Consider the following 16,319-nt stretch of genomic DNA (forward strand, 5'->3'; position numbering starts at 1 on the left):
AATGATAAATTATTATCTATTTACACTTATATCATTCAACATCCCCACATACTTCTTCACTTCTCCAGATTTACTCTTGATTGCACTTATCGTTATCCACTGCTGATAAAGCTCCCCATTTTTTCGTTTGTTATAAATTTTTCCTTCCCAGTATCCGCTCTTGTTTATAGACTCCCACATATTTTGATAGAATTCTGGATTGTGCTTGCCTGATTGAAGAATGCTTGGGTTTTTGCCAATCACATCGTCCTTTGCATAGCCTGTTAACTTTGAAAAAGAAGTGTTAATGTCTTCGATAATGCCATTTTTGTTAGTAATTAAGATTGCTTCTTTTGTTTCATGAATGATTTGTTTCTCAATAAAAAGATTGTCCTTATAGAACATCCATACAACAATCACAAAGCTGACTAATGCAAACTCTGAAATAGCCATAAAACCAATCGAATATTGACCAGTTGCATTAAACACAAAGGAGAGTACTAGTGGTGGGAAGAATCCGCCTAAGCCGCCCATTGCAGATACGATTCCATTAACAATCCCAGCCTGCTTGGAGAAGTACATTGGTACAAGCTTGAAAATCGTTCCATTGCCTATCCCTGCTGCTAATGCGATGGTTAATACTCCTGCTGAATATAGCTCAATAGAAGGGGAGAATGACAGCAGAACCCCTGCTAATGCCAGTCCAAGAAATACAAACATCAATATTTTATATGGATTAAATTTGTCTGCTAAAAAACCGCCTGTCGGACGCATTAATGTTGCTAACACGATGAAGCCTGCTGTTCTTAACCCTGCGTCCACTCTGTCTAATTCAAAATGAGTAGTAAGAAAGTTTGGTAGATAAACAGTAAAGGCAACAAAGGCACCAAAAGTAATGAAATAAAATAAACATATAAACCAAAGCGTCGAGTTTTTATAGACACCCTTGATTTGGTCTACCAGGGAAACGGTTACCTTTCGTTCTTTCCGGTCGCCTAAGAAAATGTTTAAAGCAGCAAATACGAGCAGAAGAATTAAATAAAGCTGCACCGTTTGTGCCCAGCCAATCGATTTTGCTACAACTGGTGCGGCAAATGTACTAATCGCAGTACCTGCATTACCTAATCCGTAAATACCATTAACAAAGCCATGGTTTTCTTTAGGATAATACTTCGGAATAGATGTTACCCCAACGGAAAATACAGAGCCGCCAATACCGATAAGTAATCCGCCAATAATTAAATCAGCCATTGAATCCGCTTTACTTATTAAAAAGACAGGCAGCAAAAGCAGGATAAAACTGATGCTATGAATAATTCGTGCGCCAAACCGGTTTGTATAGTAGCCGACAGGAATCCGCAAAATGGACCCCAGAATAACCGGAAAAGCTGTCACTAAGGCTGTCTGACCGTCTGTTAAGGGAATATCCTCCTTAATAAACGAAATAAGGGAGGATATTAATACCCATACCATAAAGCCAGTTATTAAGCTTGATGTTTGAAGAGATAATTGTACGCTTCTTAATTTACTCATTGTAACCATCCTTTCTAAAAAATGTGTTTTTAAATTTCGTGAATTCTTGAACAAAAATATGCTTGCTAGAAGTGCTGTTTAAAAGCAAAGAAGGTCCCGCTACAAGACATAGGGTACATGATTGCCCAACAGCCCGCAATAGAGAAAAAAATCCGTAAAGTTTGTGAAATTTAATTAGAGATATAAAAGCTGGTGTTGTTATAAACGCTGGGAAAATAGGTTTTTAACTAAGAATTTATTAATTTGTTTTTCTGTAACTTTGTGAAAGTTTTCAAAAAGCTATTCAGTTGCATGAAAAAATAGGGGGATTCCCTTAAACGATTTTTAAGGAGCTAAACACTGTAAATTTGAACATTTTGCGACAATTGAACTTTACGCCCCCCTAATAAGGCAATATAGGGAAAATCCCTAATATTCCTCCTGTTGTTGGCTCGATACAATGGAATGGTAGATAGAGTCGGTTTTAAACAGGAGGGCTCAAATAATGAGTAAAGTACCAAAAGGATTGAACTTTTTTAAGAAAACGGAAAAATTTAATGGGAACTGGTCCTTACTACAAGAAGCGGACCGTGATTGGGAAAATGTCTACCGAGGGCGTTGGGCACATGATAAAGAGGTGCGGACTACCCACGGTGTTAACTGTACAGGTTCATGCAGCTGGAAGGTTTTCGTGAAAAGTGGAATTATTACATGGGAAAATCAAGCAACAGATTATCCAAGCTGCGGACCGGATATGCCGGAGTTTGAGCCAAGAGGCTGCCCTCGCGGAGCAAGCTTTTCATGGTACGAATACAGTCCGCTCCGCATTAAGTACCCTTACATGCGGGGCCGTCTTTGGAAGCTGTGGCAAGAGGCTTTAAAAATTCATAAAGATCCAGTCAAAGCTTGGGCAAGTATTGTCGAGGATAAAGAAAAAGCAGCGTCCTATAAAAAGCTCAGAGGAAAAGGCGGCATGATCCGGGTAACATTTGCAGAAGCGAATGAGATGATCTCCGCAATGCTTATCTATACGATTAAAAAATATGGACCAGACAGAATTGCCGGCTTTTCCCCCATTCCTGCTATGTCAATGATCAGTTACGCGGCAGGCAGCAGGTTTTTAAGCTTAATAGGTGGAGAGCTATTGAGCTTCTATGATTGGTATGCAGATCTTCCGCCTGCATCTCCGCAAATATGGGGAGAGCAAACAGACGTACCAGAATCAAGTGATTGGTATAACGCTGGCTACATCATGATGTGGGGCTCAAATGTGCCATTAACACGTACACCTGATGCGCATTTTATGACAGAGGTTCGTTATAAAGGCACAAAGGTTGTTTCAGTAGCACCAGACTATGCAGAAAGTGTGAAGTTTGCAGACAACTGGCTCGCACCACATCCAGGAACAGATGCTGCTTTAGCACAAGCGATGACACATGTCATTTTAAAGGAGTTTTATATTAATAGAAAAGAAGAAGCCTTCATTCAATACGCGAAAAAATATACAGATTTACCATTTTTATTAAAGCTGGACCCAACAAGTGACGGCAAGTTTAAAGCTGGAAGGTTTTTGCGGGCAGAAGAGGTTACGAATGATGACAAAATGGTGAATGGAGCGTGGAAGCCAGTCCTTTTAGATGGCCTTTCCAACAGCATCGTAGTCCCAAATGGAACAATCGGACAGCGCTGGAATGACAAAGAAAAATGGAATTTGAAGCTGGAAAAAGAAACGGGAGAAGCAATAGACCCGCTCCTATCGACATTCACTCAAGCTAACCGTGAAGAAGTAAAAATTCAATTTCCACTATTCGATTCAAATGGGAATAAAGTTTTTGACAGACCAATTTCCGTTATTCCAATTCCGCTTGCAGATGGCTCTACTCAATATGCGGCAACTGTTTATGATGTAATGCTTGCTCAATACGGAGTATCAGAAGATCCAACAACTACTATAGAGGATGATATTTATACACCAGCATGGCAAGAACCAATTACAGGTGTAAAAGCAAGTATCGTTGAACAAATTGCTAAGGAATTTGCGCAAAACTCGATTGATACACAAGGGCGCTCGATGATTATTATGGGTGCTGGCATTAATCATTGGTATAACAGTGACACAATTTACCGGGCTATCTTAAACTTAGTTATTTTAACGGCATCAGAAGGTGTTAATGGCGGAGGCTGGGCACATTATGTCGGTCAGGAGAAATGCCGTCCGTATGAAGGCTGGGGAACCATTGCCTTTGCGAAGGATTGGCAAGCACCGCCACGGCAGCAAAATGGAACTTCCTTCTTCTACTTTACATCAGATCAGTGGAGATATGAGGAGGAGGAGCTCGGCAATAAGCTATATGCTTCACCGCTTGTGAAGGATATAACATACAAGCATCCTGCCGATTATAATGTGCTTGCTGCAAGACTTGGCTGGCTGCCTTCCTATCCGCAGTTTGATAAAAACTCCTTAAGCTTTGCAAAGGAAACGGCTAAAAAGGAGGATATCATTCCGAACTTAGTAGAGGAATTAAAGTCAGGAAAAACCTCCTTTGCTGTGGAAGATCCAGATAATCCAGTCAACTTCCCTCGTGGATTGTTTGTATGGCGGTCTAATTTAATGTCCAGCTCCAGTAAAGGGCAGGAATACTTTATGAAGCATTTACTTGGAACAACGGAAAATGTATTAGCATCACCAAGCAACAGCTTTAAGCCAGAAGAAATTAAATGGCATGACGAAGAACAAACAGGCAAGGTTGATTTATTAGTCACATTAGACTTTCGCATGACGGCGACACCGATGTACTCAGATATTATCCTGCCTGCAGCAACTTGGTATGAAAAGGAAGATTTAAGCAGTACAGATATGCATCCATTTGTGCATCCATTTAATAAAGCGGTTGACCCTGTTTGGGAATCAAAATCAGACTGGAATATCTTTAAAGGTCTCGCGAAATCATTTACAGAAATGGCACAAACACAATTTGATGGACCTGAACTAGATGTGGTAACAGTACCGCTTAACCATGATGCACCGTCTGAAATAGCCCAGCCATATGGGTTGGTGAAGGATTGGAAAAAAGGCGAAATTGAGGCCGTTCCCGGTAAAACGATGCCTAACTTTGCTTTAGTGGAACGGGATTATTCCCAAATCTATGACAAATTTATCACACTAGGACCTAAAGCTGGCACGTATCCGACAGGCGCACATGGTGTTAACTACAAAACGACCGAACAATATGAAGAATTAAAGCAATCATTAGGCACATATGACGACGAAACCATCAAAAATGGTTTACCGATCATTGCGAATGAAAAAAATGTCGCGAACAGTATTTTAGCTTTATCAAGTGCAACAAACGGCGAGTTAGCGGTGAAGGCTTGGGAAACGATGGAAGAAAAAACAGGCATGCCCTTAAAGGACATTGCTGCAAAGCGGCAAGGTGAAAAGATGACGTTTGAAAGTGTAACCGTTCAGCCGAGGGAAGTTATTCCAACACCAATTTTCACTGGTTCTAACAATGATGGCAAACGATATTCTCCTTTCACTACGAATATTGAAAGACTAGTACCGTTTAGAACACTGACTGGGCGTCAGCACTTCTATCTCGATCATGAATTGTTCTTTGAGTACGGCGAGAACTTACCAGTGTATAAGCCAACATTGCCGCAAATCGTTTTTGATGAAAAGGATAATCTGGATGTTGGTGAAAATAATCTTGTTTTGCGCTATATGACACCACATGGTAAATGGAATATTCACAGTATGTATCAGGATAATCAGCATATGCTGACACTGTTCCGCGGTGGACCGACTGTTTGGATTAGCGATATCGACGCGAAAAATTCTGGGATTAAGGATAATGATTGGCTGGAGGTATTTAATCGAAATGGTGTAACGGTTGCGAGAGCTGTTGTTAGTCATCGTATGCCGCGGGGCTCCATGTTTATGTATCATGCCCAAGACCGCCACATTAATATGCCTGGCTCAAAACTGACTGGGAATCGCCCTGGTAGTCATAATGGCCCAACAAGAATACATGTAAAGCCTACACAGATGGTAGGCGGTTATGCACAGCTAAGCTACGGCTTTAACTATTATGGTCCAATCGGCAATCAACGGGATTTATATGTAGTTGTTCGTAAGCTTGAGGAGGTTGACTGGCTTGAAGATTAAAGCACAAATCGCAATGGTTTTAAATTTAGATAAATGCATCGGCTGCCATACATGCAGTGTTACATGTAAAAACACATGGACAAACCGGCCTGGCGCTGAATATATGTGGTTCAATAATGTCGAAACAAAACCTGGTATCGGCTACCCAAAACGCTGGGAGGACCAAGAGCATTATAAGGGCGGCTGGGAGTTAACTAAAAAAGGAAAGCTGCAGCTTAAGTCTGGCTCGAAAATAAACAAAATTGCAACAGGGAAAATCTTTTACAATCCAGACATGCCTAAACTGGATGACTACTACGAACCTTGGACCTATTCATATGACAACTTATTTTCACCAAAGGAACGTGCACAGAAGCCTGTTGCACGTCCCCAATCTTTAATAAGCGGCAAGGAAATGGAGATTGAGTGGGGACCGAACTGGGAGGATGACTTAGCAGGTGCTCCTGAAACAGCACCGCTTGATCCGAATATCCAAAAAATCGAAGAAGAAATCAAAATGAACTTTGATACGGCATTCATGACATATTTGCCAAGACTTTGTGAGCATTGTTTAAATCCAGCCTGTGTTGCTTCCTGTCCAAGTGGTGCGATGTATAAGCGGGATGAGGACGGTATTGTACTTGTTAACCAAGAGGCTTGTCGCAGCTGGCGCTTTTGTATGTCAGGCTGTCCCTATAAAAAAGTGTATTTCAACTGGAAAACAAATAAAGCGGAGAAATGCACCTTCTGTTTCCCAAGAATTGAAAACGGCTTGCCGACAGTGTGCTCTGAAACGTGTACTGGACGGATTCGCTATTTAGGTGTTTTGTTATATGATGCAGATGGTGTAGAAGCAGCAGCTTCAACAGAAAGCGAACAAGATCTGTATAAAGCACAGCTTGATTTATTCCTTGATCCATATGATCCAGAGGTGATAAAGCAGGCAAAAAAAGACGGTGTGCCAGAATCATTTATAGAAGCAGCACAAAATTCGCCAATCTATAAAATGGCGATTGAATATAAAATAGCGTTCCCGCTGCATCCAGAATATCGAACATTGCCAATGGTTTGGTATGTGCCGCCGCTTTCCCCAATTATGAGCTATTTTGAAGGCAAGGATTCTATTAAAAATCCAGATATGATTTTTCCGGCAATTGAAGAGATGCGAATTCCTGTAAGCTATATCGCAAGTATGCTTACTGCAGGTGATACGGATGTGGTTATCCTTGCCTTACAGCGCATGGCCATGATGCGGCAATATATGCGTGCAGCATCCTCCAATAAAAAATTTGACGTAACCCGCTTAGAGCGTGTTGGTTTAACGGAAAAGACAACAAAGGAAATGTATCGTTTACTTGCTATAGCGAAATACGAGGATCGATTTGTTATCCCTACCTCTCATAAAGAAGCCTATATGGATGCCTATAATGAACAGGGAACGTCTGGCTTTGACGCATGCAATGGCTGCTCTCTTGCTGGAAACGGAGTAGGCGCAAATAATAGTCCCGCAGTGAGCACGGCAAACCAAAGCTCTTATGAGCAGAATTTTTATGGAGGGATATGGCGTGATTAATCAGCACGAATTCGAACAAAAAAGACCGATAATGCAAGAACTAAGTGCTATGCTGCTTTATCCGCAAGAAAGTCCGTTAAAGCAGCAGGACTTTCCACTACTTGAGTTATATGCCGACAATAATAAAGAAGTGGCGGCAAATATCAATCGGTTTTTTGACTATTTTAGTGAATTAACCTTATTGCAGCAACAGGAGTATTATGTTCAAACATTTGACTTTAATAAAAAAACACCGCTGCATATGACATTTGCAAAATATGAAGATGCAAAAGAAAGAGGCCAAATACTAGTTCAATTGAAAATGATGTATGCGATGAGTGGTCTGGAATTGAACTCGAAGGAGCTATCAGATCACTTGCCATTAATGCTCGAGTTTTTGGCAAATGGAGAGTGGATACATGCTAATCGTCTTCAAAAATGGCAGTTGCTATTTGCGATAATGGAAGATGGAACCTATTTTCTTTATCAGGAATTAAAGAAACAAGAAAACCCATATCAGTATGTCATCCAATCTGTGCGAATTCTATTAAAATCATGTATGGAATTAGAGATGGAGGCGGAAAAAGTTGAATAGTGTTACACAGCTTTTTTGGACAATTATTCCCTATATATTTATCATGATATTTATTTTAGGTATGATTTTTCGCTATCGATATGATCAATTTTCGTGGACAGCTAAGTCAAGTGAATTACTAGAAAAGAAGAAATTAATGATTGGCAGCAGTTTATTTCATATCGGGATTATTTTCGTGTTTTTCGGTCATGTCGGCGGACTGCTTGTGCCGATCGAAATAACAGAAGCTTTTGGTGTTAGCGATCATCTGTATCATACAATCGCTGTTTGGAGCGGTGGATTTTTCGGGTTCATTGCATATGTTGGAATCATCCTGTTAACATGGCGAAGACTTTCAGATGTTCGAGTGCGAACCGTTAGCACCTTTTCAGACATTGCCATTAATATCATTTTAATTATTGTCATGTCTCTTGGTATTTTCAGTACCTTTTTTGGCACAAGCAATCAACCGGATTTTAACTATCGTGAAACAGTATCCGTTTGGTTTCGTCAGTTATTTATTCTACAGCCAGACGGCGACCTGATGAGCGGGGTTCCGCTGTTGTTTAAATTACATATCCTTTCAGCCTTTGCCTTGTTTGCTTTGTTTCCCTTCAGCAGATTAGTACATGCATTTAGCCTGCCAATAGGATATATTAAAAGACGGTATATAATCTATCAAAAAAATGTGGTACGCAAGTAAATAAAGAAGATGCCAGAAGAGGGAATGAGGACATGTGACTCTTAGTGTAGAACAAAAAATCACAGATTTATTAATTGAAATACGACTTCAGCTTGAAGTAGATTTTGTTGGATTAGCGATGGCTGCAGAGAACGCGGACGGAGAAGTAGTTATTAAGTGGAAATACGTTTCTAATAATCGTAATAATCGGTATCAAAAAATTGTTCTGCAAGTAGGAAAAGGAATAGCTGGAATTGTATGGAAAACCGCTCGACCTTATGTAATAGAAGATGCAAAAAAAGATATCCAGGAGACGAAGGATTTTCCGTTAACCATAACAGAGCAATTGGTCAGTATGGCAGCTATTCCTCTTTTAAACGGGCATGAGGTTCAAGCTGTTTTATTAGGTGGATTTAGAAAAAAGAAAAAACTAAATCAGGAATTTATAGATCAATTGATTTCTCTTTGTACAGAAATAAACCCATTATTACTTGAAGTAAGGGGATGAACAAATGGGAGTAGCAATGTCTAAACAGAAATTAATCGAAGCTATGTTTCAAAAGATGAATGATGCGGTATTTTTTCTGAAGCAAAATGAAGTGCTTTTTATGAATCCAAAAGCAGTGGAGCTTATTAATAAATTTGAAGTGGATTTATTTAATATGCCGTCAATATGTCATGTTTGTAATGGGATGACGAATGAAGAAGGCTATCAAACCTGCTCAAGCTGTTTTATAGAAGGAGACAAGAATCTAGAATCCTTTCAATTATTTTTAACGAAAAAACACGGTTCCGACTCATCTGATATTCCATTTAGCGGCAGCTACTTTCTATTGGATGCGCTTGAGGAAGTGAATGTGTTAGTGTTAAGGAATTTAACTAATCAACAAGAAACAGAAAAGCTTCAGTATCAAAAGTCTTTAACAGAATATGTGATTCATGCGTCAGAAGAAGAACGAAAACGCCTTTCAAGAGAACTGCATGATGGTTTAGCACAAGAAATATACAGTGCGCTCATTCAATTACAGTCTATGCGCTATACACCAGATTTCAATAAAGTGAAGGAAACAGCAAGTAAAGTGGAAACCATTATTGTTAAATCCCTTAACTCCATCAAATCAATGGCAATTGATTTACGTCCAGCTGCATTAGATGATATGGGACTTTATGCTGCACTTAAATCTTATTGTAAACGATATGAAGAAACATTCGGGATGGAAGTAGAGTTATACAGTAATATCCAATCGGAACGTTTTGATGGCAATATCGAAACAATGGTTTACCGTGTATGTACAGAAGCACTTATAAATGCTGCTAAATATGCGGATGTTGAACAGGTTGTTGTGTATTTATTGGCAGGTAAAAAACAACTTCGTGTTGAAGTGATGGACGAAGGGGTAGGCTTTGATTTGCATAATATTCATGTTAAGGGCTCCGGCCTTGGCCTTCGTAATATGGAAGAACGAATTTCTCTGCTCGGAGGAAAGGTTTCTATCGAGACAGCCATTGGTATCGGTACAAAGGTTTTAGCTGTTATTCCATTAGAACAGGAGGATAACAATGATTAATGTGGTAATTGCAGATGATCATGCCATTGTTAGAAGCGGTTTGTCGTTTTTAATTGAGGCACAAGAGGATATGCAGGTGGTAGGGACTGCTGCTGATGGTCTTGAAGCTTCTTATTTAGTAGAAAGACTGCAGCCACATGTAGTCTTAATGGATTTAAGCATGCCTCCTGGAGAAAATGGCCTTTCGGCAACGAAAAAAATCAAAAAAGCTTTTCCACATATAAATGTATTAATACTAACGATGCATGATGATGAGGAATATCTTTATCATGCATTTAAGTCCGGTGCAACAGGCTATATCTTAAAGAATGCGAAGGATGATGAGCTGCTGAATGCGATCCGCTCTGTTATAAATGGAGGAAGGTATATTCATTCAAAGGTATCAACGAAAATGGTGCGTGAGCATATTGAGAGTCCACGGCAAGAGCCTGAATTCGTTGATTCTTACTTTTTATTATCCAATCGTGAGCAGGAGGTCCTTCCATTAGTTGCTCTGGGATATGGCAATAAAGAAATTGCTGACAAACTATTCATTTCTGTTAAAACAGTGGAGGCACATAAAGCAAATATGATGAGCAAATTAGGGTTAACAACAAGACCGGAGCTTGTTCAATATGCTATAAAGAAAAATTTAATAGATTTATAAGGTAAGCCCAGTATATATCTTAGTATATGATTGGATGATGTTAAATGACGCTATCTCGAAAACCACTACAAGTTAACAGCGTGATAGAAAAATTATGGGAATGCCGCCAACCTGGTAAAACAGAGCTTGTTTCGATTGATCATACTACAGGACGCTACCTAGGTGAAGCGATCATAGCCAAATCAGATGTACCATCCTTCGATAAATCACCATATGACGGCTTTGCCATACGAGCGGAAGATACGATTCAGGCATCACAAGAGCAGAGTATCGAGTTAGAGGTTATTGACCAAATTGGCGCAGGTACAGTATCACAAAAAAAGGTGCAGCAATTTCAGGCGATTCGGATTATGACAGGTGCGCAAATTCCGTTAGGTTGTGATGCAGTTATTATGATAGAGCTTGTTAAGGAGATAAGCAGAGACGGAAAGAGCTTTATACAGATTAAAAGAAGAATGAAAACGGGAGAAAATATTTCTTTTCAAGGTGAGGATATAAAGGCTGAAACGCTGTTAGTTAAAAAAGGTACAAAAATAAATCCTGGTATTCAGTCTTTATTAGCGACATTTGGATACCACCATGTGGCAGTCATGCAAAAACCAAAAATCGGTGTACTTGCTACAGGTGACGAGCTATTGGATGTAAATGAACCATTAGCTCCAGGGAGGATTCGGGATAGTAACAGCTATATGATAATGGAACAAATTAAACGAAGCGGTGCTGAAGCCATCTATTATGGCAGGATTGCTGATACCCTTGCAGCTACATATGATGTTATTAAGAAAGCGATTAATGAAGTAGATATCCTTATAACTATCGGTGGAGTTTCGGTTGGTGACTTTGATTATATGCCAGAGGTCTACGAAGCACTTGGGGCAGAGATCCTTTGCAATAAAATGGCAATGAGGCCAGGAAGTGTCACTACAATAGCAACTTATGCGGGCAAAATCCTCTTTGGATTATCTGGTAATCCGTCTGCATGTTATGTTGGATTCGAACTATTCACTAGGCCAATGGTTCGCCATTTATTAGGAAGTGACAAACCATTTGCCAAAAAAGTAACAGCCATTTTAGACACAAATTTTCCAAAAGCAAATCCTTTTACACGCTTTGTACGCAGCACGCTTTATGCCCGCGAAACAAACATTTATGTTTCACCTATTGGGATGGATAAGTCTAATATCATTTATTCATTAGCATTTGCCAACAGCTTAATAATCCTTCCCGGTGGTACAAGAGGCTATAGAAAAGGGATGCAAGTTGAGGTTTTATTGCTAGAGGATGAAGAAGGAAGTGAATCATTTTGATTCTGCAATTTGTAGGCTTTCAAAACAGCGGTAAAACAACGGCGATGGAGTGGACGATTCAAAGTTTGAGTGAAAAAGGCTTTAAAGTCATTGCGATAAAGCATCATGGTCATGGCGGTCCGCCAAATACACTTGTGAAGGATTCCACAAAGTATAATAACGCAGGAGCGATTGCCAGCCTAGTCGAAGGCGACGGTGTTTTGCATTTAGAGTTGACACAACAACACTGGAATATCGAAAAAATGCTGTCACTCATATCCAGTTTGGATTATGACTTATTATTAATCGAAGGATATAAGCATGAACATTACCCAAAGGTTGTATTTACTTCTTCAGGAGAAGAGCATGCTAAATTGACATCTCTTTTCAATATTCAATTCACTATCCCATATTGTCAAAACCTTGAGGATAAATGGAAGCATGTGAGTAAGGTCATTGCTTGGTTAGAAGGTGAATTGGTTAAGAAGGAAACGTAACTTAATCATTTCTAGTAGGAGAGGAGGTTTTGGCGATGGTTTTGCCAAAAGAGCATGGGACGTGGATGATGTTTTTTCTTCCCTATCTATTAGGGATGTTTTTATCTGGAGCTAATTGGCTGCATCTCTTCTTTATGGTAGGCTGGTTTTTCGTTTTTTTAACATCTACACCATTACTCAGCATTATTCGGAAACCGCGCTATAAAGCGGAGATGCTGCCATGGGTATATAAGTATAGTGTCATCGCACTTATTTTTGTTTTACCAATAATATGGATAAAGCCGATTCTTCTTTGGGGAATAGTAGTAATATCATTATTGCTTGGTGTTTCTAGCCATTTCATTAAAATAAGGCAAGAACGAAGTTTATGGAATAATTTGAGCGGTATTCTTATCTTTTCTTTGGGAGGAATTGCCGCCTATATAATTGGGCAAGGATCTTTAACGAAAGATGCCATCATATTATTAATTATAACCACATTATATTTTATGAGCAGTGCCTTTTACGTTAAATCGTTAATTAGAGAGCGGAAAAATACAGCATTTAAAAGAAGATCTCATATTTATCACGGGCTACTATTGCTTGTACCATTTCTCTTAAACATACCGTGGTTGGTTATAGCGTATGTGCCCAGTGTATGCAAAGACTTTCTAACTTCTAGAAAGGAAGCAATAAAGCCTATCAAAATTGGTATTATGGAGATTATAAACGGACTTGTATTTTTTATAATTTGTTTATATGTACTAAGATAGGAAGAGAATCATAAATGATTCTCTTTTTTGTATGGAGACATACTTTTTCGAGAGGTGCCTTTTGGTCACCGCGTTAGGGATTACAAAAAAGCCGTGAAGAAAGCGCCTGCTTTGTTATCACGGCTGTATGGTAAGTAATTAAGAGCCTCGCGCTTTAATGTAGTTCCATATCATTTTTCATAAGAGATACTTTTATAATTAAATAAAATTAGTATAGTCATCCTGAAAATTAATATTAATAAAATGCTGTTTATCAAAGTCTTCAACAAACTTCACGTTTATCTGCTGTAAAAACTTTTGCATCGATAATTCCTTCTGTGTTAACGCATGATAGACTTTTCCCTGAATTCTTTTGTTATAAACAGCAATGAGCGGCTGATGTTTTGAGTCAATGACCGGTACAACTGCATCATAGCCATCATGGATGTATGAGAGCAGCTTTTCAATTGTCTTTGTTGTAACGAAGGGGCTATCTATAGGTAAAACAATGAACCATTCAGCGTTTTGTTGAGCCATAACAGAATAAATGCCTGCCAGTGGACCGTATCCTGTAAAACTATCAGCATCCTCGATCACCGTTATATCTTGTAATGATTGAAAGTTGCTCTTAATTTCCGGGTGTGCAACAAGATAGATGTCAGCAGTAAATGGATTCATGGCATCAATAGAGTATTGATAAAAATACTTGCCTTCTCTAATAGCAAAGGCTTTTTGGCTCCCGAATCTTCTTGATTGCCCGCCAGCTAAAATAATCCCTGTATATGTTTGATTTAATGGCACAAGATTCCCTCATTTACATTAATTTTTATATAGTTAGTTACCTTCTATTATATAAGATAATTAGACTCGAATAAAATGCGTAGTGAAATAGTAGGAGCCTTTTTCCCATAAAAAAACACTTACCATCTTCACAAGGAACATGATAAGTGTTTGATTAAATTTATTAGGTTAGCTTAATGTTTTTACTAGAATACTTGCAATAATAACAGATGCTACTGTAACTGTTGTAAAGCCTCCGATTAACATTGGCGGAGATAATTCATTTAACAGGCGGTTTTCTTCTTCTTCTGTTCGTCCAACACTGCGGCTTACTTCCTGACAGAGGATATAGTCAGCTGGGAAGCCAAACATAGCAGTTAAGGCAAGTGACATTCCTTTATAAGGATGCCATTTTACTAATTTTGAAACGATATAGCCACCTACCAGAATGCCAATTTCACCAATGATGATAATAGTCACAACCTGTGGGATAAAGTGCAGAAACTCTGTAAGGCTTACCTTGCTCATAGAAGCTATTACGATAAAGATAGTTCCTAATACGGCGATACTTGATGCTTTTGCTTTATCCATGATGTTTTCATTATAGAAGTTAACTTTAGTGCCTAATACACCGATGAATAAACACCAGATTGTGCCGCTTATACCAGTTAGCTCACCAAGAACGGTACCAAGCGATGCACCAACAAACAATTTAAACAATAAAATATTCGCTGTATTGAACTCATATTTCTTTCTTTTCTTAGGTTTTGTTGCAACGGCCCCTCCATGGAGAGGCACCTCAACTGCAGAGGCAATATAAGAACTTGAATCCGTTTGGTCCCACTTATTACGAAGGATTAATGCATACTTACGAAGTAACATGGATGCTACTGGTAGTCCAAATAATTTATGTACTGCTAAAACGAGTGCTGGGATTGCAACTAAATATTCAAAGCCAGACCCATTTAATGCTTCAGAAGTTACAATAAATGCAACGATTCCACCTACTAACGGGCCTGTACCAGCTACAGCTGTTTCATACCCAAACAGCATAGTGATAATCGGTAGAACGAATAATAATGCAACGAGCGAACCGCCTAAAGCGATAAGAACGGCACGATATTGTTTAGCCATTAAGGTAAGTGGTATAAGTGTACCTAAATGAACAACAAGCGGGCCTGTCAGTAAAGTCCCCATTGTACTAAATGAAGAAGTATCGACGATATTGGCAGGGAAAATGCCTGTCCAAATAAAAATAAGAAATCCTAAGATTGCAATAAGTAACATTGGTACACGAGCACGCGTTAATATGGAAACAACTTCCCCAATAGCTATTAATGCAAGAACTAACATTGCTGCATAAACCGGTTCATTAATAGTCATGTAGATCCTCCTAATATACGATGAATAAAAATACAAAATTAACAATTTTCAGACTTAAAAAATTATAAAAAAAATTTCTCCCTTCTCAGCAGTAACTCTTGATGTTTTTTAAAGTCAGGATTTAAAAATGCAAAATTCTGACTTTTTTACAACGTTGAATACTATGCATAATAATTAATATTTTTATTTATATCATACATTGTTACGAAATGTAAGTGTTTATGAGTAATTTATTTAATTTTTAACTAAAGAAATTTAATTGTCTTGCAAAATGAAATGACCATTCTTTTTTATTTACTATTAAATATCAATGTGGTTAAATACAGTCAACAATACTTTTGTTATTTTGATAGAAAACATACGAAAGAGAGGTCATGATTAGTTGTCATCAGGTTATAGTGTTCCCAATTTAGTGCTAGATGAAATAGATAAAACAATCCTTTCCATGTTACATGAAAATAGTCGTGTTTCTTATACTGATATTGCAAAAGAAGTGGATTTATCAAGGGTTGCAGTCCAAATGCGCATTAACAACTTAACAGAGAAGGGCGTAATTGAAAAATTCACAACCGTCATTAATCCAACAAAAATCGGTATTCATGTTTCCGCCTTTTTTAATGTCGAGGTAGAGCCTCAATATTTAGAGGAGGTAGCGGCCCAGCTCGCTGAAGAGCATTCTGTCACAAGCTTGTATCATATGACTGGTCCAAGTAAATTACACATGCATGGTATCTTTGAGGACAATCAGGAAATGGAAAAGTTCATGACAGAAAAAATGTATCCACTTCGTGGTGTCGTAAGTGTAGATTGCCAAATCCTTATAAAAAGATATAAGAGCAGAATGGGTATGAAGCTGTAATGACAATCGAATAAAGGCGAAGGAATGCAGTTTCTTCAACAGAATTCAGTTGTCAAAGGGCAGCTGTTTTTTTGTATAAAAAAGTTCTGTTTGTAATAAGAATTGTGCTTTATTAGTTGACCA

General features: G+C 38.6%; 14 protein-coding genes. 11 read left to right on the forward strand and 3 right to left on the reverse strand.

Translation table 11 applies throughout. The features are described 5' to 3' along the window. Nucleotides 1-12 precede the first annotated feature (12 nt). Nucleotides 13-1,512, reverse strand: a complete 1,500-nt coding sequence (locus tag CEQ21_RS04290) for a nitrate/nitrite transporter (protein ID WP_185763408.1) — start codon at nt 1,510-1,512, stop codon at nt 13-15. A gap of 484 nt (nt 1,513-1,996) precedes the next feature. Between CEQ21_RS04290 and CEQ21_RS04295 the strand changes: the two genes are divergently transcribed. The 10 genes from CEQ21_RS04295 to CEQ21_RS04340 are packed head-to-tail and all read left to right on the forward strand — an operon-like array spanning nt 1,997 to nt 13,195. Continuing rightward, entirely contained in the window at nt 1,997-5,659 is a 3,663-nt protein-coding gene (locus tag CEQ21_RS04295) for a nitrate reductase subunit alpha (protein WP_185763409.1), read from the forward strand. Next, complete coding sequence (narH, locus tag CEQ21_RS04300) at nt 5,649-7,211, forward strand: nitrate reductase subunit beta (RefSeq protein WP_185763410.1); 1,563 nt, start codon at nt 5,649-5,651, stop codon at nt 7,209-7,211. Before CEQ21_RS04295 ends, narH begins: the two co-directional genes overlap by 11 nt. Beyond that, entirely contained in the window at nt 7,204-7,785 is a 582-nt protein-coding gene (narJ, locus tag CEQ21_RS04305; protein WP_185763411.1) for a nitrate reductase molybdenum cofactor assembly chaperone, read from the forward strand. Before narH ends, narJ begins: the two co-directional genes overlap by 8 nt. Then, on the forward strand, nt 7,778-8,467 hold the full coding sequence (gene narI / locus CEQ21_RS04310) for a respiratory nitrate reductase subunit gamma (protein WP_185763412.1): 690 nt from the start codon (nt 7,778-7,780) through the stop codon (nt 8,465-8,467). Before narJ ends, narI begins: the two co-directional genes overlap by 8 nt. 34 nt (nt 8,468-8,501) lie before the next feature. Then, complete coding sequence (locus CEQ21_RS04315) at nt 8,502-8,954, forward strand: GAF domain-containing protein (protein ID WP_185763413.1); 453 nt, start codon at nt 8,502-8,504, stop codon at nt 8,952-8,954. Nucleotides 8,955-8,958: 4 nt separating this feature from the next. Continuing rightward, nucleotides 8,959-10,014 carry a sensor histidine kinase gene (locus CEQ21_RS04320; protein ID WP_185763414.1) on the forward strand — a complete coding sequence of 352 codons (1,056 nt, stop codon included), beginning with the start codon at nt 8,959-8,961 and terminating at the stop codon, nt 10,012-10,014. Further along, complete coding sequence (locus tag CEQ21_RS04325; RefSeq protein WP_185763415.1) at nt 10,007-10,660, forward strand: response regulator transcription factor; 654 nt, start codon at nt 10,007-10,009, stop codon at nt 10,658-10,660. Before CEQ21_RS04320 ends, CEQ21_RS04325 begins: the two co-directional genes overlap by 8 nt. Before the next feature lie 44 nt (nt 10,661-10,704). Continuing rightward, complete coding sequence (glp, locus tag CEQ21_RS04330) at nt 10,705-11,967, forward strand: molybdopterin molybdotransferase MoeA (RefSeq protein ID WP_185763416.1); 1,263 nt, start codon at nt 10,705-10,707, stop codon at nt 11,965-11,967. Next, nucleotides 11,964-12,443: a molybdopterin-guanine dinucleotide biosynthesis protein B gene (mobB, locus tag CEQ21_RS04335; RefSeq protein WP_185763417.1), complete on the forward strand. Its 480-nt coding sequence runs from the start codon at nt 11,964-11,966 to the stop codon at nt 12,441-12,443. Before glp ends, mobB begins: the two co-directional genes overlap by 4 nt. A 35-nt stretch (nt 12,444-12,478) precedes the next feature. Next, a complete protein-coding gene (locus CEQ21_RS04340; RefSeq protein WP_185763418.1) occupies nt 12,479-13,195 on the forward strand; it encodes a YwiC-like family protein in 717 nt (238 codons plus the stop codon). Between the two features lie 198 nt (nt 13,196-13,393). Here the strand turns inward: CEQ21_RS04340 and CEQ21_RS04345 are convergent, their stop codons facing one another. Both CEQ21_RS04345 and CEQ21_RS04350 read right to left on the reverse strand, forming a co-directional pair. Continuing rightward, nucleotides 13,394-13,975 carry a molybdenum cofactor guanylyltransferase gene (locus tag CEQ21_RS04345; protein ID WP_185763419.1) on the reverse strand — a complete coding sequence of 194 codons (582 nt, stop codon included), beginning with the start codon at nt 13,973-13,975 and terminating at the stop codon, nt 13,394-13,396. 168 nt (nt 13,976-14,143) lie between these two features. Then, the gene (locus CEQ21_RS04350; RefSeq protein ID WP_185763420.1) at nt 14,144-15,337 is read right to left on the reverse strand and encodes a hypothetical protein; all 1,194 of its coding nucleotides are present in this window, start codon (nt 15,335-15,337) and stop codon (nt 14,144-14,146) included. A gap of 382 nt (nt 15,338-15,719) precedes the next feature. Between CEQ21_RS04350 and CEQ21_RS04355 the strand changes: the two genes are divergently transcribed. Beyond that, a complete protein-coding gene (locus CEQ21_RS04355; RefSeq protein ID WP_185763421.1) occupies nt 15,720-16,196 on the forward strand; it encodes an Lrp/AsnC family transcriptional regulator in 477 nt (158 codons plus the stop codon). The last annotated feature ends 123 nt before the right edge of the window (nt 16,197-16,319 follow it).

It is taken from the genome of Niallia circulans, assembly GCF_007273535.1.
In the GTDB taxonomy this organism is placed as follows: domain Bacteria; phylum Bacillota; class Bacilli; order Bacillales; family Cytobacillaceae; genus Niallia; species Niallia circulans_B.

Bases quoted from the DNA above. Each gene is read 5' to 3' on its own strand.
- CEQ21_RS04290 (WP_185763408.1), bottom strand. From the start codon at position 1,512: ATGAGTAAATTAAGAAGCGTACAATTATCTCTTCAAACATCAAGCTTA.
- CEQ21_RS04295 (WP_185763409.1), top strand. From the start codon at position 1,997: ATGAGTAAAGTACCAAAAGGATTGAACTTTTTTAAGAAAACGGAAAAA.
- CEQ21_RS04320 (WP_185763414.1), top strand. From the start codon at position 8,959: ATGGGAGTAGCAATGTCTAAACAGAAATTAATCGAAGCTATGTTTCAA.
- CEQ21_RS04325 (WP_185763415.1), top strand. From the start codon at position 10,007: ATGATTAATGTGGTAATTGCAGATGATCATGCCATTGTTAGAAGCGGT.
- glp (WP_185763416.1), top strand. From the start codon at position 10,705: ATGACGCTATCTCGAAAACCACTACAAGTTAACAGCGTGATAGAAAAA.
- CEQ21_RS04340 (WP_185763418.1), top strand. From the start codon at position 12,479: ATGGTTTTGCCAAAAGAGCATGGGACGTGGATGATGTTTTTTCTTCCC.
- CEQ21_RS04350 (WP_185763420.1), bottom strand. From the start codon at position 15,337: ATGACTATTAATGAACCGGTTTATGCAGCAATGTTAGTTCTTGCATTA.